Here is a 22,231-nt window from a genome sequence, read left to right as displayed (position 1 = left end):
TTATCATAAAGGCAACAAAGGAGGTGTCTAATGTCAAATATATCAAAACCCCCAATTGTTAATAATTACAGAAATGTTGCCACCAGCAAAGTCAAACCGTCATCTGAAACAAAATCTGTAGGGACTATAGCTGGTAAGGGTGAAGTCCATTTAACGCCGGATCAAAGATCTGGAAACAGTCAGTATTTAATGGATGCCTTTTACGCAAAAGCGCATAACTTGATGGCCTCTTACAACCGCATATTTGATTCTGATACAGACTCAAAGTCATCTTCACAGTATTTTAAAACCCATAAGGCAGAAGTTATACACGGTGCACAGAAACTTGTTGAAAGCATAAATGAATTAATTGATGAAGGGGTTCAGGCCGACCTTAAATTTGGAACACATTTTGCTTTTTTAATTGAAAGCATTCTGCATGATTTTGATGAAAAGCTCAGCACAATTGGCATTGAAATGGACAATGGGTTTTTAATTTTGAATCGCTACAAGTTTTTGGACAGTCTCATTGAAGCGCCCGCTTCCTTTGAATTTCTTTTTCACCAAAACACAGGTTTAATTGATCGAATGACTAAAATCCATCTCAAGTTAACCCATATTACATCCAATGAAAAAAAAGAAGGTCAAATCATCGATTACAGAACTTAAAAAGATTGAGCTTGAATTTTGCTCAATCTTTTTCTTGTTTTGACACATTCACTTCAAGTGCATTTATTTCTGCACCAATCATTATAATGGTGCCCATTGCATATAACCAGACCATAAAGGCTATGATAGCAGATAAGGACCCATATAAAATTGAATAATCCGTCAGTTCTACGACAATACTGCTAAAAGCCATATTTGCGCCCCACGACCCTATAAGCGCAAACAAAACACCTTTATAGGTTTGCTTAAAATGAATCTTTTGATTTGGTAAATAGGTGTATATTGAAGCAATTAAAAAAGCAAATATAACGGGCAAAAGCAATGTTCTAAGCCAATAAAACAATCTAAACCAAAAGTCGCTGATGTCCAATTTTAAGCCGGTATTGATCCATTCAAAAACAGTGGCAATCATATCAGGAATCAACAAAGATAAGATTAAGATAATTATAAACGAAAACGTATAGAGCATACCGTATAACTTATTTATGAAGAAATTGCGTTTTTTCACAACACCATATGCCGTGTCAATAGCCCTTTGAAGCGCACCTACAGCTCTTGAGGCAGAATACAATGTTACAAGACCGGATACAGATAGTGTGACATTGCCTTCAACTCGAATGGTATTTTCAACAAACTCTCCAATCAACACACTAATTTGAGGTGGAAAAACATCTATAAATAATTCTTGTGCTTTTTCAAAATTAATGTTCAGCCTCGAAAGAATTGAAAAGAAAAAAATCAGCATAGGAAATATAGACAGAGTGAAAAAATAAGCCATCTGGCCGCTGTATGCAGCAATCTGGTGTTTTTTTGATTGCGCTAAAACTTTTTTGACATAGGTCGTCACTGGATTCATGAATGCCCCCATTTAATACTTTTATAAGATTTTCTTAACAGTTTCTACTTCCATTGTACGTGTTATTTTATGAAATGTTAAGTTGCAATTTTAGTGGATTAGATTTATCATAGTACTATAACCAACTAAAATCAATGGAGGTACAAGATGAAACAAAAGAAATGGCTTTTGCTGATTCCGCTTATAATTGTTGTGGCAGCCACATTTATGAACAGCTATTACATGCTGGACAATGCCGAACAAGCAGTTGTAGAGCGATTTGGAAAGCTGCACACTGTCATTACCGAAGCTGGTCTTCACTTTAAAATTCCATTTATTGAAAGCGTTAACGTTGTAAACAGCAACGAAGTAATCTCGCTTCAATATGGATACAGGCCTGAACAAGAACCGTCGACGACTTCACCCGCTTTTTACAGAGATGTTGAAAGTGAAGCGATTGTTCTAACCAGTGGTTCTTATTTAATCAATATTGGCGCCGTAATTCAATATCGGATTACAGATCCAGCAGCTTACATTTACAACGTTGATGATCAGGAAGGTACCATTCGATTGGCGTTTGAAAGTGTCTTAAGAAGCAATATTCAAAATCAAGATTTAGACAACGCCCTTATTAACAAGGACAGTATTGCAAAAGAAATTCTTCCAGATCTTGCGCGCAAATTGGCAAAATATGACTTGGGAATCTCAATTGTCGAAGTCCGTCTAACCGATGTCCTCTTACCTGAGGCCGTTCAATATGCTTATGACGACGTGAATATCGCAAGCAATGAGAAAGATTCTTATAAATCTCAAGCTGAAAAATATTCCAACGAAATGCTTCCTAAGGCGCGTGCAGAAGCATATCAAATGATCCAGCAGGCAGAAGCCTATAAGGCTGAAAAAGTTGCGCAGGCCCGTGGTGACGTTCTAAATTTCAACCAAGTCTATGAAAAATATCAATTGGCTCAAGACATTACGAAGACAAGACTTTACATTGAGACTATGGAATCCATCCTATCCAGAGTGGAAAACAAGTACATTATTGATTTGGATGGAGACGATGTGCTTAAATTTCTCCCACTTGAATTGAAAGGAGGCCAGTGATGAATATTAATCTCAACCAAGGTGAAAACAGACAAGATGCTGCCGATTTTCAAGCTTATAAAGATAAGGCGAATGAAAGTTTAAAAGGTGGGTTTAAATTTATAAGTGTTTTGGTGGTAGTGATTCTTATAATCTTCTTACTTGCAAACTCACTCTACGTTGTACGTGAAGACGAAATTGCCACCATACGTGAATTTGGCGAAATTAAGAGAATTGTTGTGGATCCCATGAATACCGAAGCCGAAATTTTCAATGAACAAGACAGCCGATTTACAGATGTTATCGTGGATACAACAAAGGGTTTAAAATTTAAGATTCCTTTCATTACAGATGTTGAAAAAAACACCAGCAAGACCCTCACTTATATTTCGAATTCCGCCCAAATTAACACTCGGGACAAAATCAAATACGAAATCAATATGTATGCCCAGTGGAACATTGTACATCCTGGAATTTTTAGAACATCTTTAGGCTCCATAACCCGTGCCAATTCTAAAATCGATGAAGTCGCTTATGCCGTCGTTATAGAACAAATCAACAGCCTTCTAAGTACAGAGTTCCTCGCAGATAAAGATGCTCTGGAATCCGTTTTAGAAGAAGCCCGTAAGGCACTTAATGTCAACCTTGCTTCTCAAGGAATTAAACTTGTGGATATTGACATCTACAGAACGATTTTACCACCGTCAAATATAGAATCCACTTACAAAAAAATGGTTGCTGAGCGTGAAGCGATTGCACAGCAAATTCGATCAGAAGGTATGGAAATTTACCAAAATACCGTGGCCGATACTGACCGTGAAGTTGCTCAAATTAAATCTGCAGCCATTGAAGAATCAGAAACCATAAAAGGTGAGGCTGACGCAACAGCACTGGAAGTCTATGCCAGCGGATTTAATAGGGACCCTGAATTCTATCAATTCTGGAGAACACTTAAATCTTATGAAGAAACCGTCGATGAAAACACTGTTATCTATTTGGACAAAAACAATTCATATCTTGATATTTTTTCAAATGGACAATAATCAAAAAGCGCGTTGGAAACTTCCAACGCGCTTTTACATACTCATTATAAGGCTGTCATTTGGTGTATAATTTGACCCAGTTCTTCTATACCTATGGTTTGTTCTTTATCTGAAACAGATAAATCAGGGTGTGTATGCGCTTCTATAATTAGGCCATCAGCACCAGCAGCAAGAGCCGCTTTTGACATAATCCCAACCAACTCTCTCCTACCCGTTCCATGACTTGGATCGACAATCACAGGCAGGCCTGTTTCTTTTTTCATAATTGGAACTGCTGTTAAGTCCAACATATTTCGCGTATAAGAATCAAAAGACCGAATACCGCGTTCACACAATATAATTTGTGTATTCCCACCCTTTGCAATGTATTCAGCAGAACAAATCCATTCTTTAATGGTTGCGCTAAATCCACGTTTCAAAAGCACAGGTTTGTCTATCTCACCGAGGGCTTTAAGTAAAGGGTAGTTATACATATTTCTCGATCCTATTTGAATAACATCCACATGCTCTAAAAAATAATCCAAATGTGCCAAATCCATCAACTCAGTTACAATTGGCATGCCCGTTATCTGCTTCGCTTCAACCATGTACGTCAATGCTTCAATGCCAATGCCCTGAAAATCATATGGACTTGTCCTAGGCTTAAATACACCCCCTCTTAAAAGGTGGGCGCCTTTTTCACGTGCTTTTTTAGCAATGTCAATAATCTGATCTCTATTTTCCACAGAACATGGTCCTGCAATAACCAAAGGTTTATCCCCACCAAACTCATAATTTCCAACTTTAACGGTGCGGTCCTCTTCTAAAATTCTCATTTATGTCCTCTCTTCATTTCTTACTTTCTGATCATACCAAAGCCGCCATAGAGCGCTTTTTTATCAGAAACTGTTACAACAGCATTTTCTTCCACTTCTCTGATCCGTGCTGCAATTTTTTTAATTCTCTTTCTTGGTACATACATTAACAAGATTTGCCTTGGAAAATTTTTGCCTTCTCCATGCATTACAGTTACAGCGTAGCCGCTATCTCTCAACATATTTGCCAGTTTAACGCCTTTATCTTCTTTGACAATAACTTGCATTTCAGATAAGCCAATCCCAATTTTTTCTTCTATCAAACTGCCCAGATAGTTGCCACATGAAAAACCTAAGGCATATGCCACAATTTTTAATGGGTCTTCCATAATATTGTCTAAAACTGAACTGACCAAAACCAACCAGAGTGACACTTCAAAAAAAGCAATAATGGCACCAATTTTACGTTCACCTTTTGTGATGAGTACCATTCGAATTGTTGCCAGTGACACTTCAACAACTTTTGCCACTACTATAAATAAATACATCATACGATCACCTTCTTATTCCATATAGTCATTCATATTTTACCAATTAAAATAATGTTTGTAAAAGCAATTACAACTATTTAATTTAACTGTCATTTATGAGAAAATAAAAAGAGATTAAATTTTAAAGGAGGCCTTCTTTGATTCAAGAACTTAAAACGCTACTAACCAAACGAAACGCCAATGTAACAGGTGTTAAAAAAGAATCCTCCGTATTGATTCCCTTAATCTACACTCAAAATCAATGGCAACTCATTTTTGAAAGAAGAGCCTTGACCCTTAAATCACAACCTGGAGAAATATGCTTCCCTGGAGGCTTAATGGAAGCAAATGAATCTTCTAGAGAAGCTGCAATTCGAGAAACCTGTGAAGAGTTGAATCTCACTCCAAATCAAATCCAGATATTGGGGCAAATCGACTCCATTATGACCAGCTTTGACATGATCATCCATTGCTATGTAGGCATAATAGATACCCCTTTAGAAGCCATTAGACCTTCAGAATCTGAAGTCCACGAGCTCATTGTCATTCCGCTAACAACATTAACCACTCATGTTCCTGAAACCTATGAGCTAAAATCTCGATTTGATCTCGCACACGACTTCCCTTTTGGCTCTATTCCCAATGGGAAAAATTATAATTTTAAAAATACAAATTATCCAGTTATTTTTTATAATATTGACGCTTATATCATTTGGGGATTAACTGCCCGAATGCTCAGTGCTTTCCTAGAAATCATAAAAAGCACATTAAAATGAGCTCCCACTTTTTCATTTAAGTGAAAGCCCATTTACTTGGTTTCGGCACGTTGATTTTTCTGATATTCAATTGTATAAAAAAATTCAACTGCGATAAGCATTCCTCCTAACAAATTGACTTTAAAAATTAGAAAAGAATCTTAAACCAACATTTTCCCATTTACCTTTTTGTTTAATTCTTGAACGTTTCAACGCTCATATGACGTCCCGATAACCAATCTATAAGAAAACCATACGGTTTAATTATATTTGTTAGTTACCCGTAACCCGCCAATTTAAACATTTTTTTCAATCGTAATATTTGTGGTATAATAAGCATATACTTGAGGAGGTGCCTATGGCGTTGGATCAAATACTCAAACCTGCACATTCAATAGAGCTCGTTGTAAAAAACACTTTATCTGATAGGGATTCTGACAAACTGCACTTAAAAACCATGATAGAAAACAACCTGTCCAATGGCGAAATCAGCGTCCTAGCGCCTGTTTACCAGGGAAATACATACCCGATACATCCAGGTGACTCAGTTGAAGTTGTTTTTCATTCTGACGATGAAAATGAAGGCCTTTTTTCTGTCACATGCCGAGTTAAGAGCCGTTTCATAAAGGAAAATTTACCCATTCTAATTTTAAGCTTTACCTCTGAACCAATTAAAATACAAAGACGTGAAGCCTTTAGAGTTAAATTATACGATACTTATACGTTTAATTGGAACGGTTTCCCACACACTTTAGTTACAAAAGATATGAGCTTCACCGGTATGCTCGTATTAACAGATATCAAACTGCCAGTGGGCAGTGCCTTTAATATAGAATTTGATGGAAACACTGAAGAGCCTGTAAATCTCAACAAAATATTCACACTCCACTGTAAAGTTTTAGAGTCATCTCCGGAACTTGAAATTAGGCGATACAGAACTCGAATTCTTTTTGATGGGTTGACCCAATCTGAAACAAAAATACTCTTGCAATACTTATATAGCAAACAATCTGAAATTCTACACATGAATCCTGAATACGAAACTTTTATAGAAAGGGCCTTCCCAAAAGATCGTAGGGTTATGGCAGACCCTGTTAGGGTTCGGATCAATAGTATTGGATTACTCAGTATGTTTATTAGTTTTATCGCTTTTGTCCTTTTATTATTTGCACAGCCTAAATCCTTATATTCACTTGATCTATTTTTTGGCTATTACCGCCCTGCAATCTGGCAAACAAGGTATCTCACATTAACGCTAATTGCATTAGGAATTGGCATCCTTACAGGTATTGTCGGTCTAATTCTAAACAGCACAAGACTCAAACGTAAAAACGACACCCTAAATCTCGGCATCGTTATTTCGCTCATTTCAAATTTTCTAATGCTTGCCATTGTCCTATATTTTATAGTAGCCAATGATTTAATCTTATTTTAATCTAAAACCTTGATAAGTGTTCCGACGTTTCAATTCTTTCATGATGCCGTTGAGCACTTTTCTTTTGTCTTTAATCCACAGAGGTGCGATTAAATCTTCATGGATTCCATCTCCAGTAACACGATGAATCGTCACCTGGGGATTCAGCCATTCAAGACCATCACAAATCCACTCAATATACGTGTCTCTGGTGAGTAAAGGAAATGGCGATTCTAAGTATTGTTTTGCCAGCTCTGTACCGTCAAGAACATTTAACATATGCATTTTTACACCAAATGGCTTAAGTTCATTTACATAAGCAACTGTCTCTAAAAAAGACGTCTTGGTTTCATTTTCAAGGCCTAAGATTAAATGTACAACCGTTTTAATTTCATAATCTGCCAACAGCTTAAATGCCCTCTCAAATTGATCACGTGTATATTGTGTTTTTAAGCGTTTCAAAGATTCCGAATGACTTGATTGCAGACCCAATTCCACCCATACCAAATGTTTCTCAGTATATGAATGAATCAATTTTACAATTTCTTCTGTAATACAGTCAGGTCTTGTTGCAATAACTAACCCCATAACCGCGTCACCGTTAAGCGCCGCATCATACTGCTGTTTCAAATACGGAATAGCCCCATACGTGTTTGTAAAGTTTTGAAAATAAGCAAGGTAGGCATCAGGGCACCATTTTTTTGAAATCAATTGTTTTTGACTTTCAATTTGTTTTTCAATGGTTTGTCCTTGAATGCGAACGCCATTCTCTACAACACCAGAATATTCTCCAGATCCGTATGCATTACAAAACAAACACCCTTCTGTACTTAATGTGCCATCTCGATTGGGACACGTAAAACCGCCATCAATGGCAAGTTTAACCACTTTCATTTGATACGTCTCTTTAAACCAATTTCCAATGGTCGTGTATCTCGTATTCATCTTTTCACCGTCCAATCAAATTGAGGCTTTGATACGATCATAATCTAAAATTTTAAATGAAGATTTATGAAAATCAATTAAACCTTCTTCTTTCATCTTACTCAATTCTCTTGAAACAGATGGTCTTGCCACATTGAAAAAATCTGCCAATTCATCGCGATTCATTGGAAGGGTAAATATATTTTGCTGCTTTATTTTTTGGTGTTCCAATAAATAAGCACACAATTTACCTCTTAAAGTTCTAATGGATAAGTATTCAACCTTTCGATTCAACATCAATGCTTTTTTTGACATAATTATAAGCAAGTTTTCAATTAATTGTCTATGAGAATCACACATCTTGTCACACATGGTAATTACTTTTTCAGGCGACACAAAAATAATCTGTGCATCCGATTGAGCCACAACAGATGCCGGCCATTCCTTTTTTTCTGAAAAACTAACCATTTCGCCAAACATATCTCCCGGTTTTAAAATGGTCATTACAGTTCGATCACCAGCCAAATTTTCTTTCGCAATAATCAATTCCCCTTCAATGACAATTCCAATCCCATCAAAATGGTCTCCGGCCATAGCTATAGAAGCGTTTTTTTCATAATTTAAAATACGTGGATTCAAACAGTGAAGCATGCGTTGAATTTCTGTTGACTCTATTTTTCTAAACATAGCAGTAGATTTAAGCAAATCCACAACTTTTGATTCTATTTGTACAATCATCGGACACCTCCAAATATATTATACACAAAAAAAGATAGCCACGAAAGAATCTTCTTTCGTGACCATCCATTTAATAAGAGCCCTTAAGCTTTATTCTGATCAAGTTTTTCCATTGTAATGCCCGTAAATCCATAGAATATTGAAACCAATGGGTTTACAAGATTAAGAATACAATATGGCACATAGGTCCATGGTGCAAGGCCTAATGTCGCAATCATAAATGCACCACAAGTGTTCCAAGGAATAAGTGGTGAAGTCAGCGTTCCTGAATCCTCCAATACCCTTGAAAGGTTTTTCGGATGGAGATTTCTTTCAGCATAGGCATCCTTGAACATTCTTCCTGGAATAACGATTGCAAGATACTGATCGCCAGCAAGTGCGTTCATACCAAGTGCAGTTAATATAGTTGCAACAACAAGAGTACCTGTGGATTTGGCCAATTTTAAAATTTCAGAAGCCAAAGCTTGCAACATACCTGTTTTTTCCATTACGCCACCAAATATCATAGCACATAGAATCAAGGAAATGGTCCACATCATACTGTCAAGGCCACCTCTAGTAAGGAGATCATCAACACTTGCAATTCCACTCTCAGATACAAAACCATAATGGAGTGAATCTACAACCTGTCCAAGTGTTGACCCTTGAACAAATATTGCAGCAAGACCACCTAAAATCGCACCACCAAATAAACCTGGAATTGCAGGTACTTTCATAATAACAATCCCAATAACCACAACAGGCACAATTAGCAAGAGTGGATTCAAGTTAAAACTTGCTTCTAAACCAGCATTGATTTCATTAATCATGCCAAGGTTCAATTCGTTTCCTGAATATCTAAAACCTAAAATCAAGAAAAAGATAATGGAAATAATGTAAGATGGTCCAGTTGTGAAAATCATGTGCTTGATATGCTCGAACAAAGTCGCACCAGCCATTGCAGGCGCCAAGTTTGTCGTGTCAGATAATGGCGACATTTTGTCACCAAAATATGCACCTGAAATAATAGCACCACCAATCATAGGTGCTGGAATTCCAAGACCCATACCAACGCCCATAAGCGCAATACCAACCGTACCTGCAGTTGTCCAAGACGAACCTGTTGCAAGCGAAACAATTGAACTCATCAAAAGCGTTGCAACAAGAAAAATAGAAGGTGATAGGATTTTCAAACCATAGTAAATCATACTGCAATAATGCCTGGTTTAAATAAAAATGGTGACTGCATAAAACCTCCACTTGCTTTCTTGATTTGATTATAACAGTAATGAATGCCCTAGTATTACACTCATACATAAAAAAAGAGCTATAATAGCTCTAAAAGAAATCTGTCATTTTTTTTCTTTGATTTTCTCTGGCTTCTTTCGAATCAATAGGTTTTGGGGGTTGTTCTTTTCTTGATGGTTCTTCTGTATTTGCTTGTGTGAAGTCATTTGTGCTTATGACTGAATCAGGCTTTTCCTTTGCAACCACATTTTCAATTTCTATTTCAAAATGAGTGGGTTCTTGAACTTCTATTACAGATTCAATCTTTGCCATTTGGCTGTCCACCATTATCACCTCTGAAACCATGTCTCCTCTTTTTCTAGCTTCATTCAGCTGTTCTTCATTAAACTTTAGTACTGCTTTTTTATTGGGTAAGCTTTCAATAGTGTCTTTGGAACTTCCATCAAAGAGTTTAGACCAGTCAACTTTGATTTGTTTGTTGCGACCTTTTTTGTCGTTTTTACTTACGAAGTCGACCTTGCCGTGTACTGGCGGCATTAACGATCCTCGTTTGGTGTAAAAGTATGTCACCTCTTGGAAATCTTTATTACGTATGTCCGACTTCTCTGATACATTCGTTATTTGCTTGGTTTTTCTTCTCATCGTCGACATGGATGGATTTTCCGAGAACAATGATGTTTCTGACGTCCCTTCCATTTCAACGATATCATCAATCGTCCCCGAGAGTATGGAATAGATGTCCATTTCGCTTATATTTGCTCTACCAAAGACGATTTGATTGGCCGTTGAGTTTAGTATTACCCCTTTCAAATACTTAAGATAAGGAGTTTTATCCATTTGATCAAGCGTTTGTAGTGCAACTTCCATGGCCACTTTAAATTTCCTAAACAATGTGAACGCCTGCTCCATTGAAGGCGTGACAATAATAGGGAACTCATCTATACGCCAAACGTGAAAAGTACGTGTCCACTCTGTTCCAGGTCGTCTAAGAACAGCATTGGTCATATTGACCGAAAAGAAAAGACCAAGAGCCGGTGCATTGATAGGTCCAATCTCTGGAAGTTCAATATTCACTACAGTAAGTTCATTGTTAGAAAGTATTTCGTCAAAATCAATCACTTCATCAGCTGTAACAAGCTGACGGATGTAATCATCTGCAAGGAACAATGAGATCTGGACTTTAAGTCCCCTGGCATGTTGTTCAAATGTCTCGGACCCTTCACCAATGAAGAAATTTGATATGTTGTCTTTCAGCCATAGATACTTTTTATTCGCTTCGCTTACCTTACCGTTAGGAAAGAGCACCGAGTACGGTTCATACAGTTTGGTAAAATCATTGATACAGTTTTGAACGTCTTCAAGGTTTGGTTGTCTATTGTACATTTGAGGGTAAGTCAGCTGAAGCAATAGTGCAATTGTTGTGGTTGCAATTCTATTTACGGATGCGAAGTAAGGGTCTGATTTCCCACCCATTTCAAACATGATCTGCATGACATCTGCAAGTAAAGTCGCTCGCCTTACTTTTTCTCTATCAACAGCCCAAGAAGGCATATTGGGAGAGATATAAAGTATATTAAGCCCCTTAAAGCCAGGTTTATGCATACCATCTATAAGTTTAGGATCAACTCTATTGGCCTTTTCTCCATATGCTTCAAATAGGTTATAGGCATCATCAGCAAGGGATTCTTCTGGCACCAATATGGTTTGTCCAGCAATTTCATATTTACTACTTAAAAATTCATAGACTCTTTTGGGAGTTCTTCCAGTGATCTTATCACGAAAAGTACGCTTGTAATCGGGATTAGGTTCAAAATGTTTTGTTGAAAAATCATCATCACTAAAGTTTCTTTTAATCCTAAACATACCAATTTCAGTATAATGTTTGAACAATTTTTTAAGAGCGTTCTTGTTTCTGATTCTTACCTTTAGATCCTTTAATATACCAGGCAACAAAACTGAAGATGTTTTTGCGGTACCTGTAGCACCAATGATCGCGGTGTGTGCTTGCCTGTCCTTTTGAGGAATGGTAATCTTCGATCCGGATTTAATTTCTCTAACCACTTGATGCGTGTATTCGAACTTGCTGTATATCTCAAGATCAAATACTTTGAATAACCGAAATGCTTCTAAGCGATCAATAAAGTCTTTATTGAATACCGTTCCTCTAACAGAAATGAGAATCAAAATGAAGACTGTAAACGCAAGAGGAATGAATGTTGCAATATATGCGAGTCCAACAATTTTGTCCACACTCATTTGTGCAGTGGGTTCAATCTGGGATATATACGGTACAGTTATTCTATAGCTTATGATAAATGTAAGCCTCACCATCAGAAAATTAATAAAGAAATAGGATAAATAGAACATGAGAACCTTGCGATTTCTAAAATTGAAAACTGGATAGTTCGTTGAAAAGGCCCAAATGATCATTGGAATGATGGGTAAAGCCACATCCCATATAATTTTATTGAAATCTGTATATGCAATGTTCATTGTGCTGTATGCTTTAAAAAAGCCGAGCACCTCTAAAAGATTAAAAAATGTAAACACTATAAAGCAGATCCCAACAATGAAATCTTTTCCATTATCAGAAAGGTAATTTCTGAAATATTCTAAACCGAGGTTTACTTTTCGAAATTCCAGTTCCGGATTACCATCTTCATCCACATTACTTAATTTCATAGTGATTGTACTTTCATGTGAATCCATTTTAATTCCAAGTGAACTTGAAATGTCTTTCTTCAAATGTTCTGATACTCCATTCAACGTATCAAGATCAATGTTAACTTTATCTATATGCATCATTTCACCCTCCTCACCCGTTTATAACAATCGCCATTTTTTTTTGCAAGTAAAATATGCCGTTTTCAAAAAAATGAAATTGTTTATGGATTGACAGAAAAATAGGTGAAAAAATGATGAGGATGACAAAGTATAAAGAGATGGTAAACGCTAAATAATGTGTACCTATCTCGAACTGTAATTCCATGCTATTCTTGATTATATACAATCTGATACTCGAAAAACTATCAACAGTTTTTCATGTTACTAGAAAAACTATAATTGAGGAGGCCACCAATGGATAATAGTTTAAGAAAAGTAACCGCTCAAATTCGTAGGGACACATGGATGAAGAACATTTCTGATCACAATGCCAGTGGATTGATCAATAAACAGTAGTGTTGTATTTGAACAATATCAATGAGGCATCTTACTATTACTGGCTAAATAAAGTCCGTCGCGAAATCATAGAATCAACTCAATTAGATGAAGAAAATAATCTGGCGTTTGTTCCAAAGCTACTTTAATCCAACTAACTGAATCCTCCTCAACCGTCAACAACAGCACAATAAAAATAAAACCACTAACAACGCAGATCTGTGGCAAAGAAATAAAGAATCAAATTTACAAAAAAGGTTCATAACTAAGAAATTCAATTTCATGTCTTGATTAGTATGCACATTATAAAACTCATTTATCTTGGCGCACTATCTGTACTCAGATTCGGTGGATTTGGTTACTTAGCTGCTAATGTTTTGTTTATCTGTAGTACCAATGTATTCAATCTCCCAATCAATTATTTCTATATATGATTCTAACATCTGTAGTAATTCTTTTTTATCACAAATTGATGCTCCATTTTTACTATGAGCATAGTTTGATAAGCTACAACGACCTAGACATAACAAATATAGAGCACAATTTATACAGTGTTCACTTGCAACTCGTAACATAGATATAGACTCAAAATTATTGGCTTGCAATAAATATTCATTAATTCCCATTGACTCGTTACAAGCATATTTCTTGCCATCACAATCAATTGTTATACTATTATTAATATTACAGTAATCACGTTTTCTTAGATTAGCCCAAGTGTTTCTTTCACAACTTTCAATAAAACTAAATGAAGGATGCTCAAAATCTATATGATAATTCGTTGCTTTTCTCAACGTAGTAATTAGCTTTAGGCAATTACTTAGAGAAATGTGTTGAAAATCAAAATCAAATTTCTTCTCTACTCTATGATATTCAATTCGAATTAGATTTTCTGGAAACATTAACTCATTCAAACAATGAACAAAATCATTTTGAACACTATAATTTGAATCATCTAAATTAACCCTAATCACAACTTTAATTTTTAACTCAATTAACACTGAAATGTTAGTAATTATTGTTTTAAAAGTTCCATTTCCATCTTGATCATATCTTCTATTATTGTGTACACTCTCAGGACCATCAATTGTAATAACAAATTCATGTATTTTATGATGAAAGCGTTTTATTAATTTTATATATCGTAAAATATTGAATCCATTTGTTATCATTCTAAAATGTATGTTGGAATATTCATTTAATCTTTCGAATATCAACCTCATACTAGCTAAATTGTTATCTACAAATGGCTCTCCACCATACATTGTAAGAATCACATTTGATTTGTCAGCAATTATTATAATTTCATCGAGTGTATTTTTTAGTAATTTGAGATTGATCGATTCTTGCTTTGATACTATTTTATTCTTTTCAAAACAGTAGATACATTTCATATTACACTCATAAGATAAAATCAAATATATCATAACTTCGTTGATTCTATTATCATCATTTAATAATGATGCTTCTGACGGATGTCGATTCAAAAAATTATTCTGATAGAGTAAATCACTTTCATTATCATTAATATATTTAATATTTTTATTTCTTAAACTATCAAAAATCTTTTTGCTTATTTCAATAATAGTTCCATATTGAAAATGCAATCCGTAATATTTATCTTTAAACTTAAGAGTATAAGTATATTGTGAAAAAATCTGTACTTTTTCTAGAGAACTATTGTATTCTTCAATAATATTATCAAGCAACAATTTTCTTAAGACTGTTGCAATTTCAGAACTTAAATCTTTTTTTTTGTATGTTGAAATTATATCAATGTAATCTGCGATATCTGAAATACTAAATTCACTTTTACTCAATACACAATTAAATATTAAACTTGCAATCCCAGTTAATATAACTTCTTTGTCATTCTCAATATCAATTATTTTATACATATTTTCATGCTCAGACTTCCAAACCTTCTTATGAATACATTTATTAGATTTACAATAAATTCCTGATGTGGTAATTATCATTTTACACCTTTATGTTAACTCAGTAGTTATTAACACCTTCCTATATTGTCTAGCCAAAAATCATTAAATTTTAAGGCTTTGGTTTAAATAGTTACCTCGCTTACCAGAGCTAAAAGTGCAGATCAGTTATGACATAATGTACTGAATAGCTAAAAGTTGAAACAACTTAATAGGCATCCACTTGTAATGATCTATAATGGCCGTGTTCCTCTGTTTAGCTATGATGGTGAACCTTCCCTTTCTAATGGGTTCATATCCCAACTTACTTCTTCCCACCTATTCATGAACAGAGTGCTAGTTATGCTTTCTAACAGGATTATGCACTAATCAGAGAACTACTACCAGCAACGACACTGTTTGTTTTAGATTTTACTGACCGCTTTGATCTTCAAGGCTCTGATGTTCAGTGGACGCTATACCTTGATTCTCAATAGCTTGACCTATTTAAATTGTTCTGGAAGCTTTCTAGTTTTAAATTTCGTTAACAATTTCTAACTTATAATCCTTTACTCTTAATACACAATCAAATCTTTTCAGTATTTCAGGATTGTCATTATGTGTAACTACTATACACAAAACTCCATTTAACTCTAAGATGGAATTAAAAAATAAATATGCATTTTCAGAATCCAGAGATGAAGTTGCTTCATCAACTAATATAATATCCGATTTGTTAATTAGACATCTTGCAATTGCAATCCTTTGTTTTTCTCCTCCTGACAATTTTGAACCATTGTCAACCAAAATAGTCTCTCCTACCAACTTATTTAAAGTCATTAAATTTGATTTTATTATTGCACTATCGTAATCAGACTTAGTGTGTTCTTTATATAATTCAATATTATTTTTTAAAGTATCCTCAAATAAGAACGTATTTTGATGAATGCTAGAAATATTCCTGTGTAAACTTGATAAATCAATTGATCTCTGATTCAAATCATCATATAAAATATCACCTTCATAATTTCCATAATGTCCTAAGAGTAGTTTTAACAAAGTAGATTTTCCTGAACCACTTTCCCCAATTATCGCATATTTCTTCCCTTTTTCAAATCTGAATGATAGTTTGTCAAAAACTAATTGGTTCTCATATGAAAATGTTAAGTTCTCAATTACTATATTATTGATATTATTAATGATTGTACCATTTATATTTTCAGTGTTTTGTGATGATAGCATTCTTTCATGTTTTTCACGAACTAATTTTGTTCCAACTATCCACGAAAGTCTTTGTGACAAATCATCAATTGGATTTATTATTGCATTTATTATTTGTACAGCTGCAAAAAGTATCGGTACAGTCATTTGACCATCAAATATTAACGCGACACCAATTGCTATAGCACCCATTTGTGATATAGCTGTTAGTGAATTTGATAATATGTCTTTTAAGAAATCAACCTTTGAAAAGTGATATCTAGTGTTTTCAAGCTTAGTATTCGCAGATTTAAATTGTTCTCTAATAATATTTAATAATCCATAAGTCCTTATTAACTCAAACCCTTCCAGTATCCCTTTCAAAGTCACAATATAACTCTCATGTATAGAATTAACTGACATTCTACGTCTCGATAAAATTGGTCCAATAAATACAGGTACTAACAAAGGCAAGAAAAACAAACCGAATACTGCGAGTGTAAATTTCCAGCTTATATATACAAGTGCCATTATACCAAAGATTATTTGAGAAAAGTTTTGAACAATTGCTGAGAATTGCATAAAATAGTGTTCTTGTATTACATATGTTTCTTCAGTCATCATATTTAAATAATAAGACTGATGACTTTGATTATACTTTGTGTAACTAAAGCCTAATATTTTATCTATAATTTTTTGTTTGTAAAGTAAAGTTGCTTTTACTGAAAACTTTTTTCTTAAAACTTGTCCCATATAATTACAAACTCCGCTAAAAGTAATTATACCTAATGCAATAATAACTCCTTTCTTAAAACTCAACATATCCAAATCTAAGGATGCTTCAACAATTTTCCCGAGATAAAAAGCCAACAAAATATATAGCAAAGATGATATAACTAGTGCTATTGAACTCATTATTCCGATAATAATGTATTTAAGTGCTACCTTTTCAACTGTTTTAATCTTCATAAGTTTTTGTATGATTTTTTGATCAGAAAAATCATACTCTCCTTTCTATATAATGTTTTTGGATTGTCAATACTAATCCAGTCACTCAAGAGAAAAAGCAAACAATATAGTCGCGAATGCTCCAATTAGAATCCATTCTATTTGGCGATATTTTTGACTAGCTTACTAACAAAGTGCTGTCATTCCAATGTTTATGTTTGGGCAATGTCACTCCTAATCAAAATAATTTTGATTCCTTTTAAACTTCAACCATTAGAATTCTTTAGAGTATATGACGATACTCTAAAGTTACCATTCCACCAGATTATTTTGTGATACTATTTATTATTATCCAGTAATCATATCATTCTCTAGAACATATCTTTTGACTATTCTTTCTAGTACTTTCATATCTAGTGAACACACCTTTTTTTTATCCATAATCCAATTACGCCGACATCCACCCATGCACAATGGCAATATCGTGCATGTTAAACACTCATCTTTTAAATTATCTTCTTCTACAAGAAAATTTTGTTTCCATTTTTTTGCATTTTGATTTAGTACAATGTCTCCTTCGTTTGATAAAAAGCCTATCCCATCTTCTTTATCTACTAGCAAAGTGTCACAAGCAAATATTGTTCCATCTGCTCCAATTATATGAAAATTTTTCTTTACAACGTTGCACCATGAGTAAATTGGTTTAGGTATAAAATCAAGCATTTGATTTGAATCACTTTGCGATAACCTCGCTGCATATTCCAAGTCGAGCTGAACTTTATTTCCTGTCTCCAAGTTACAAATAGAATTTTCTATTGCTTTAATATCCTTCCGATCAGTATTAAAATTATAAATTGGTCGAAAGTATATAGTAAATCTTTTATCACTATTGAATTTTTCATTAAAAGTACTTAATAAACCATGCATGGACTCTTCTGCATCATCTAAAAAATTAGCTCGGATAGAAAAGTTGAAAGAATATGAACTATCTAATTCTGATATCTGTTGTAAATTAGCAAAAATAATCTCAAATGTCGGTTCCCCATCTTTAGTCTTTCTAAAATAGTCATGTGTTTCTTTATCTCCATCAATAGTAACTTGGAAAGAACGGATTCCAGCGTTATACAACTTAATGAAGACATCTCTGGATAGTAGTACACCATTAGTCACAATACTACTATTTATTTTTAAATTATATTCTTTCTTAATTTCGTATAAATTGTTCATAAAATTAATAATTTTTTTATAAGAAAGAGTAGGTTCACCTCCATACCAATTAATATTAACAGTCTTATTTCCAAAAGGTTTCACTTGTTTTATAATATATTTAAGTATATTGTCATAAGTGATATCGTCCATGAATATATCTCTCTGGGTATAGATAAAACAATATGAACAACTTAAATTACAAGATTCTGATGGTAAAATAGTAATGTCAATATTTTCTTCGTCGTTCATATAATTATTGTGTATCTTAATTATTGACTCTAATTCATCAAAATCCTGTTTAATAACAAATCCGTTTTGTAATAGTGTTTCAATATAGTCTGCTCTACCCTCAAGACTATTTAATATATCCAATACGGCATCACTCGTTTTATTATCTAAACTCAGTAGTGCGCCTGTTCTTGTATTGTAAATAATGTTTTCATGATTAGTAGAAAACATTACATTGTAACTACTTACTTTTAATTGCTCTTTTGTCAGTGTTGAAATATTCATATTCACCTCATTAAATATTTTTAATTATATTAAGCTCCTGCATATCCTTGTAAAATCACAATTTGAACAATAGTAAATTTACTATTCTACTACTTACTTACACAGCACGGTCTTACAACAAAATCCACCGAGATAATTTGGACATTCTATGATTTTTTCAACTGTGTCAAGTTCTATTCCATTTCTGATTATTTTCATATAACCCCTCCTTTATTTACACAACACCGTCTTACAACAGAATCCAGAAATAAAATTTGGACATTCTACTATCTCCTCTTTAGAACTCAGTTCGATTCCACTTCTAATCACTTTCATATTGACCCTCCATTTCGTAGTGTTTGTTTGTCATCACACATATTTAAATGTATAACAACTCAGTTTCGAAAATTTTGTTAGTTTAATAGATGAATGTACTTTATTTGTTTCTTGATTTATCCCTAATGATATACACTTCACTCCATTAAAATCAAAATTGACATTTGTTTCATTTTAAAAACTTGTTTACAATGTTATTTATAGTAACTTCATTAAATACTTGGATATGCAGAAGTTAATATTTTCACTAAGTTGTAATATTGCCTGATTTAACTTTTTATAGTGTTCACATAAAGTTAGACACAATTTCTGAAAAATAGTTATGATATATGTATGAATAGAAAAAAAGAAATTGGATCCCGGAAGAAAAAGCAACCGTTAAACTAGAGATTATTCGAGAAGAAGCTACATTATCTGAAATAGCAAGAAAATATGATATTGCTTAGCCAGTGTTGAGCCGTTGGAGAGCCGAATTTATAGAAAATATGGCAACTGTATCGAAAATGAAAGGAGTTCATAACTAAGAAATTCAATTTCAAGTATTGACAAAAATGCTCATTATTTTTCTTGCCAAATCAAGTGAATTATTTATATCTAAATAACTGAAAACGGCGAAAAATGCGTAGCTTTCTCAAACTGCAACTCCATGTTATCTTTGATTATATCTAACACATGATACTCTTATAAACGGTTAACAGTGTAATAATAGGGATAGTACAACTCAAATTCTTATGGTTGCATGGCGAATAATATGTATGTCTCGCCCTTTCGGGTCATTATACAAGCCAGTGGATTTACCATTTATTAATCAATAACTTGAACATTCAACAATGACACTAATAAATTAAAGAATTCAAATGTGGTAGAAACTCAATGACAGCTTCCAGTATCCTCTATCTCTATAAACTTTTTACTTCATATTTTCTAAATACTTTGTTATTTGTTCAGTATTTATTGGACACTGAGCATTATTTTGAAGTCTTTTTCGCTTACAACCACCCATACATAACGGTAATAATATACAAGCAAGACATTCTTTTTCAAGTTGTACATTCCCTTTCCACTTTCCAAACACATCAGTATAGTTAATGGTACCATCGTCTGTTATTTTTCCGATAATCTGACTTTTATCTGATACACATGAATCACAAGCATATATCTCACCATTTGGTTTTATTATTATTGAGTCATTTAATGATGCATTACACCATTTTTTTATTGGTGAGGGAAGCAAGGAATAACTGTATACAAGGTTGCTCATTTTTTTTATACTTTCTGCTATATATCTTGTAAACGAAATTACTAAATCCCCGTTTGTATCAACTGAACAAATATTATCCAATCCGTTCCCTAGGATGTCTTGAATCGGCTTAAATTCAACTGAAAATCTATTATCATTCAACAACTGATCTAGAAGACAATCAATTAATTGATACTGTGACTGAACAGTATCTTTCATAAAATTACTCCTTATATTAATTTTAAAGTCTCCTAGAAAAGCCTTTTTTATTGTTAATAAATTAGTTAAGATTACATCAAATGTTGGAAACCCATTATTGAGATGCCTTTTCTTATCATGTGTAGTTTTATAACCATCAAATGTTACTTGATAATTCACTATTCCAACTTCATGTAATTGTTTGAATGATTCAATATTTAGAAGATATCCATTAGTTACCAAAACTGAGCTTACTATTTTGTTATAATGAGTATTTATTTTATTTAATTGTTGCATAAAATATATTATACTCGATTTTGCGAGTAAAGGTTCTCCACCAAACCAAACAATTTCTATTTCAATTAAATCTTGGTTTATTCTCATTTTATTTTCAATATATAAGAGTATTGCATCTAAGGTGTTGAACTGCATATCAATGTCAAATTTAGCATCAACAAAGCAATAACTGCAATTAAAATTACATTTTAAAGTAGGAAAAATTGTGATGTGCAATTTCTTATTACTTTGAAAATTTTCGTTATACAGTTTAATAACCTCTTCAGTTTCATTTGAATCAATATTAATCAACAATCCAAGTTCAGTAAATACTTTGAATAATTCTTCATCATATAGACTTGGAACATCGTTCAGTAGAATGATCTTTGCTTTTTCAATATGTTTGTCTTCGTCAAGGCATAATGCAGCTCCTGATTTTGAATTGAATACTAGTAGATTTCCATTTTCACTTGAATGCAAAATATTATATCGACTCGGCTTTACTTTCATCATATTTAACTACCTCCAATTTTGTAGATATATTAATCCGATTAAATTGCAAAACTTATTACATAATCATTCATGAATAGTAAACGGTAAATAGTGCTTACCTGTCTTATAAATCGACATGAACTTGTAAATTAGATTAGGTAGATTATCTTTACCACCAAAAAAAGTTGACATTCTAACTTATTATATTTATTAAGCTATAAAACTCCCCTGTTTTTTTATTAACATGAATTATATTATAAAGAAAAATCTAGAAAGGCACACCCCTTATTGATAAGGGGTGTGTAAAAATACATTTACTCTAATTGAATAAACATAGCTTCAAAGTCTAACAAGCGTATCATCAAAGAAACACGGTCGCTGCTCCAAAAAACCCATCAGAAAATTTGAATCAAAATCTTCAATTACAGACTCCGGTGATTCTTTACCACATTCATTGACGATTATCTCATGCCCGAATTTCTTGGCGTACAAAAGTTTTAAAAGCCCTTTGTCTAGCATGATATAGCTGTATAGCTTAGGTTTATACTCTCTAAGCCATTTTAAGTAACCATACTTTGAAGAAAGCATACAAGCCCAGCACCCCACTCGCGGCTTAAAAGTGACGTTGTCTTGATCATCTGTAAGTGTCATATCATAGATCGATGCATATGGGATATTCCCTAAATTCTACGTCGTTTTACGAAAACCATTAAAAATCGATATTTTCGCTGAACCTACGAAGAATTCAAGTAGTTACTCCTACATTTTAACATT

General features: G+C 33.6%; 17 protein-coding genes. 5 read left to right on the top strand and 12 right to left on the bottom strand.

Translation table 11 applies throughout. The annotated features are described in order from the left end of the window. The first annotated feature begins 30 nt into the window (after window positions 1-30). Entirely contained in the window at window positions 31-648 is a 618-nt protein-coding gene (locus JOC49_RS10900) for a hypothetical protein (protein ID WP_204665068.1), read from the top strand. Between the two features lie 22 nt (window positions 649-670). Here the strand turns inward: JOC49_RS10900 and JOC49_RS10895 are convergent, their stop codons facing one another. Further along, complete coding sequence (locus JOC49_RS10895) at window positions 671-1,504, bottom strand: YihY/virulence factor BrkB family protein (protein ID WP_204665067.1); 834 nt, start codon at window positions 1,502-1,504, stop codon at window positions 671-673. 147 nt (window positions 1,505-1,651) lie between these two features. Between JOC49_RS10895 and hflK the strand changes: the two genes are divergently transcribed. Then, window positions 1,652-2,587 (top strand): FtsH protease activity modulator HflK, encoded by a 936-nt coding sequence (gene hflK, locus JOC49_RS10890; protein WP_204665066.1) that lies wholly within the window; start codon window positions 1,652-1,654, stop codon window positions 2,585-2,587. Next, a complete protein-coding gene (gene hflC, locus JOC49_RS10885; protein WP_204665065.1) occupies window positions 2,587-3,609 on the top strand; it encodes a protease modulator HflC in 1,023 nt (340 codons plus the stop codon). The genes hflK and hflC overlap by 1 nt, the downstream gene beginning before the upstream one ends. 44 nt (window positions 3,610-3,653) lie before the next feature. Here hflC and aroF read toward each other — a convergent pair whose 3' ends face one another. Both aroF and JOC49_RS10875 read right to left on the bottom strand, forming a co-directional pair. Continuing rightward, window positions 3,654-4,424: a 3-deoxy-7-phosphoheptulonate synthase gene (gene aroF, locus JOC49_RS10880; RefSeq protein ID WP_204665064.1), complete on the bottom strand. Its 771-nt coding sequence runs from the start codon at window positions 4,422-4,424 to the stop codon at window positions 3,654-3,656. Window positions 4,425-4,444: 20 nt separating this feature from the next. Beyond that, complete coding sequence (locus JOC49_RS10875; RefSeq protein WP_204665063.1) at window positions 4,445-4,954, bottom strand: DUF2179 domain-containing protein; 510 nt, start codon at window positions 4,952-4,954, stop codon at window positions 4,445-4,447. A gap of 137 nt (window positions 4,955-5,091) precedes the next feature. Here JOC49_RS10875 and JOC49_RS10870 point away from each other — a divergent pair, with 137 nt between their 5' ends. Beyond that, window positions 5,092-5,709: an NUDIX hydrolase gene (locus tag JOC49_RS10870; RefSeq protein WP_204665062.1), complete on the top strand. Its 618-nt coding sequence runs from the start codon at window positions 5,092-5,094 to the stop codon at window positions 5,707-5,709. 337 nt (window positions 5,710-6,046) lie between these two features. Further along, complete coding sequence (locus JOC49_RS10865; RefSeq protein ID WP_204665061.1) at window positions 6,047-7,123, top strand: flagellar brake protein; 1,077 nt, start codon at window positions 6,047-6,049, stop codon at window positions 7,121-7,123. Here the strand turns inward: JOC49_RS10865 and JOC49_RS10860 are convergent. The 9 genes from JOC49_RS10860 to JOC49_RS10820 form a co-directional block, all read right to left on the bottom strand. Beyond that, window positions 7,115-8,047: a TIGR01212 family radical SAM protein gene (locus JOC49_RS10860; protein ID WP_204665060.1), complete on the bottom strand. Its 933-nt coding sequence runs from the start codon at window positions 8,045-8,047 to the stop codon at window positions 7,115-7,117. The genes JOC49_RS10865 and JOC49_RS10860 overlap by 9 nt on opposite strands. Before the next feature lie 15 nt (window positions 8,048-8,062). Continuing rightward, window positions 8,063-8,764 (bottom strand): Crp/Fnr family transcriptional regulator, encoded by a 702-nt coding sequence (locus JOC49_RS10855; RefSeq protein ID WP_204665059.1) that lies wholly within the window; start codon window positions 8,762-8,764, stop codon window positions 8,063-8,065. 83 nt (window positions 8,765-8,847) lie between these two features. Continuing rightward, window positions 8,848-9,951 carry a Na+/H+ antiporter NhaC gene (nhaC, locus tag JOC49_RS10850; RefSeq protein ID WP_204665058.1) on the bottom strand — a complete coding sequence of 368 codons (1,104 nt, stop codon included), beginning with the start codon at window positions 9,949-9,951 and terminating at the stop codon, window positions 8,848-8,850. Window positions 9,952-10,081: 130 nt separating this feature from the next. Further along, a complete protein-coding gene (locus JOC49_RS10845) occupies window positions 10,082-12,796 on the bottom strand; it encodes a type IV secretory system conjugative DNA transfer family protein (RefSeq protein WP_204665057.1) in 2,715 nt (904 codons plus the stop codon). Window positions 12,797-13,512: 716 nt separating this feature from the next. Continuing rightward, window positions 13,513-15,129 carry a radical SAM protein gene (locus JOC49_RS10840; RefSeq protein WP_204665056.1) on the bottom strand — a complete coding sequence of 539 codons (1,617 nt, stop codon included), beginning with the start codon at window positions 15,127-15,129 and terminating at the stop codon, window positions 13,513-13,515. Between the two features lie 471 nt (window positions 15,130-15,600). Next, entirely contained in the window at window positions 15,601-17,235 is a 1,635-nt protein-coding gene (locus JOC49_RS10835; RefSeq protein ID WP_204665055.1) for an ATP-binding cassette domain-containing protein, read from the bottom strand. Between the two features lie 327 nt (window positions 17,236-17,562). Then, a complete protein-coding gene (locus tag JOC49_RS10830) occupies window positions 17,563-18,936 on the bottom strand; it encodes a radical SAM/SPASM domain-containing protein (protein ID WP_204665054.1) in 1,374 nt (457 codons plus the stop codon). A 1,225-nt stretch (window positions 18,937-20,161) separates the two neighbouring features. Then, a complete protein-coding gene (locus JOC49_RS10825) occupies window positions 20,162-21,478 on the bottom strand; it encodes a radical SAM/SPASM domain-containing protein (protein ID WP_204665053.1) in 1,317 nt (438 codons plus the stop codon). Window positions 21,479-21,796: 318 nt separating this feature from the next. After that, window positions 21,797-22,108: a hypothetical protein gene (locus JOC49_RS10820; RefSeq protein ID WP_204665052.1), complete on the bottom strand. Its 312-nt coding sequence runs from the start codon at window positions 22,106-22,108 to the stop codon at window positions 21,797-21,799. Between the last annotated feature and the right edge of the window lie 123 nt (window positions 22,109-22,231).

The sequence above is a fragment of the Fusibacter tunisiensis genome, from assembly GCF_016908355.1.
GTDB classification, from domain to species: Bacteria; Bacillota; Clostridia; order Peptostreptococcales; family Acidaminobacteraceae; genus Fusibacter_D; species Fusibacter_D tunisiensis.
Note: the sequence above shows the minus strand (reverse complement) of the source record. Positions and strands in the feature narration are given on the sequence as shown.

What these genes read in the sequence shown, in the direction of transcription:
- nhaC (WP_204665058.1), bottom strand. Translation starts at nt 9,951, where the DNA reads ATGATTTACTATGGTTTGAAAATCCTATCACCTTCTATTTTTCTTGTT.
- JOC49_RS10865 (WP_204665061.1), top strand. Translation starts at nt 6,047, where the DNA reads ATGGCGTTGGATCAAATACTCAAACCTGCACATTCAATAGAGCTCGTT.
- JOC49_RS10840 (WP_204665056.1), bottom strand. Translation starts at nt 15,129, where the DNA reads ATGATAATTACCACATCAGGAATTTATTGTAAATCTAATAAATGTATT.
- aroF (WP_204665064.1), bottom strand. Translation starts at nt 4,424, where the DNA reads ATGAGAATTTTAGAAGAGGACCGCACCGTTAAAGTTGGAAATTATGAG.
- JOC49_RS10825 (WP_204665053.1), bottom strand. Translation starts at nt 21,478, where the DNA reads ATGATGAAAGTAAAGCCGAGTCGATATAATATTTTGCATTCAAGTGAA.
- JOC49_RS10855 (WP_204665059.1), bottom strand. Translation starts at nt 8,764, where the DNA reads ATGATTGTACAAATAGAATCAAAAGTTGTGGATTTGCTTAAATCTACT.
- JOC49_RS10820 (WP_204665052.1), bottom strand. Translation starts at nt 22,108, where the DNA reads ATGACACTTACAGATGATCAAGACAACGTCACTTTTAAGCCGCGAGTG.
- JOC49_RS10860 (WP_204665060.1), bottom strand. Translation starts at nt 8,047, where the DNA reads ATGAATACGAGATACACGACCATTGGAAATTGGTTTAAAGAGACGTAT.
- JOC49_RS10900 (WP_204665068.1), top strand. Translation starts at nt 31, where the DNA reads ATGTCAAATATATCAAAACCCCCAATTGTTAATAATTACAGAAATGTT.
- JOC49_RS10845 (WP_204665057.1), bottom strand. Translation starts at nt 12,796, where the DNA reads ATGATGCATATAGATAAAGTTAACATTGATCTTGATACGTTGAATGGA.
- hflK (WP_204665066.1), top strand. Translation starts at nt 1,652, where the DNA reads ATGAAACAAAAGAAATGGCTTTTGCTGATTCCGCTTATAATTGTTGTG.
- JOC49_RS10875 (WP_204665063.1), bottom strand. Translation starts at nt 4,954, where the DNA reads ATGATGTATTTATTTATAGTAGTGGCAAAAGTTGTTGAAGTGTCACTG.
- JOC49_RS10895 (WP_204665067.1), bottom strand. Translation starts at nt 1,504, where the DNA reads ATGAATCCAGTGACGACCTATGTCAAAAAAGTTTTAGCGCAATCAAAA.
- hflC (WP_204665065.1), top strand. Translation starts at nt 2,587, where the DNA reads ATGAATATTAATCTCAACCAAGGTGAAAACAGACAAGATGCTGCCGAT.
- JOC49_RS10835 (WP_204665055.1), bottom strand. Translation starts at nt 17,235, where the DNA reads ATGAAGATTAAAACAGTTGAAAAGGTAGCACTTAAATACATTATTATC.
- JOC49_RS10830 (WP_204665054.1), bottom strand. Translation starts at nt 18,936, where the DNA reads ATGAATATTTCAACACTGACAAAAGAGCAATTAAAAGTAAGTAGTTAC.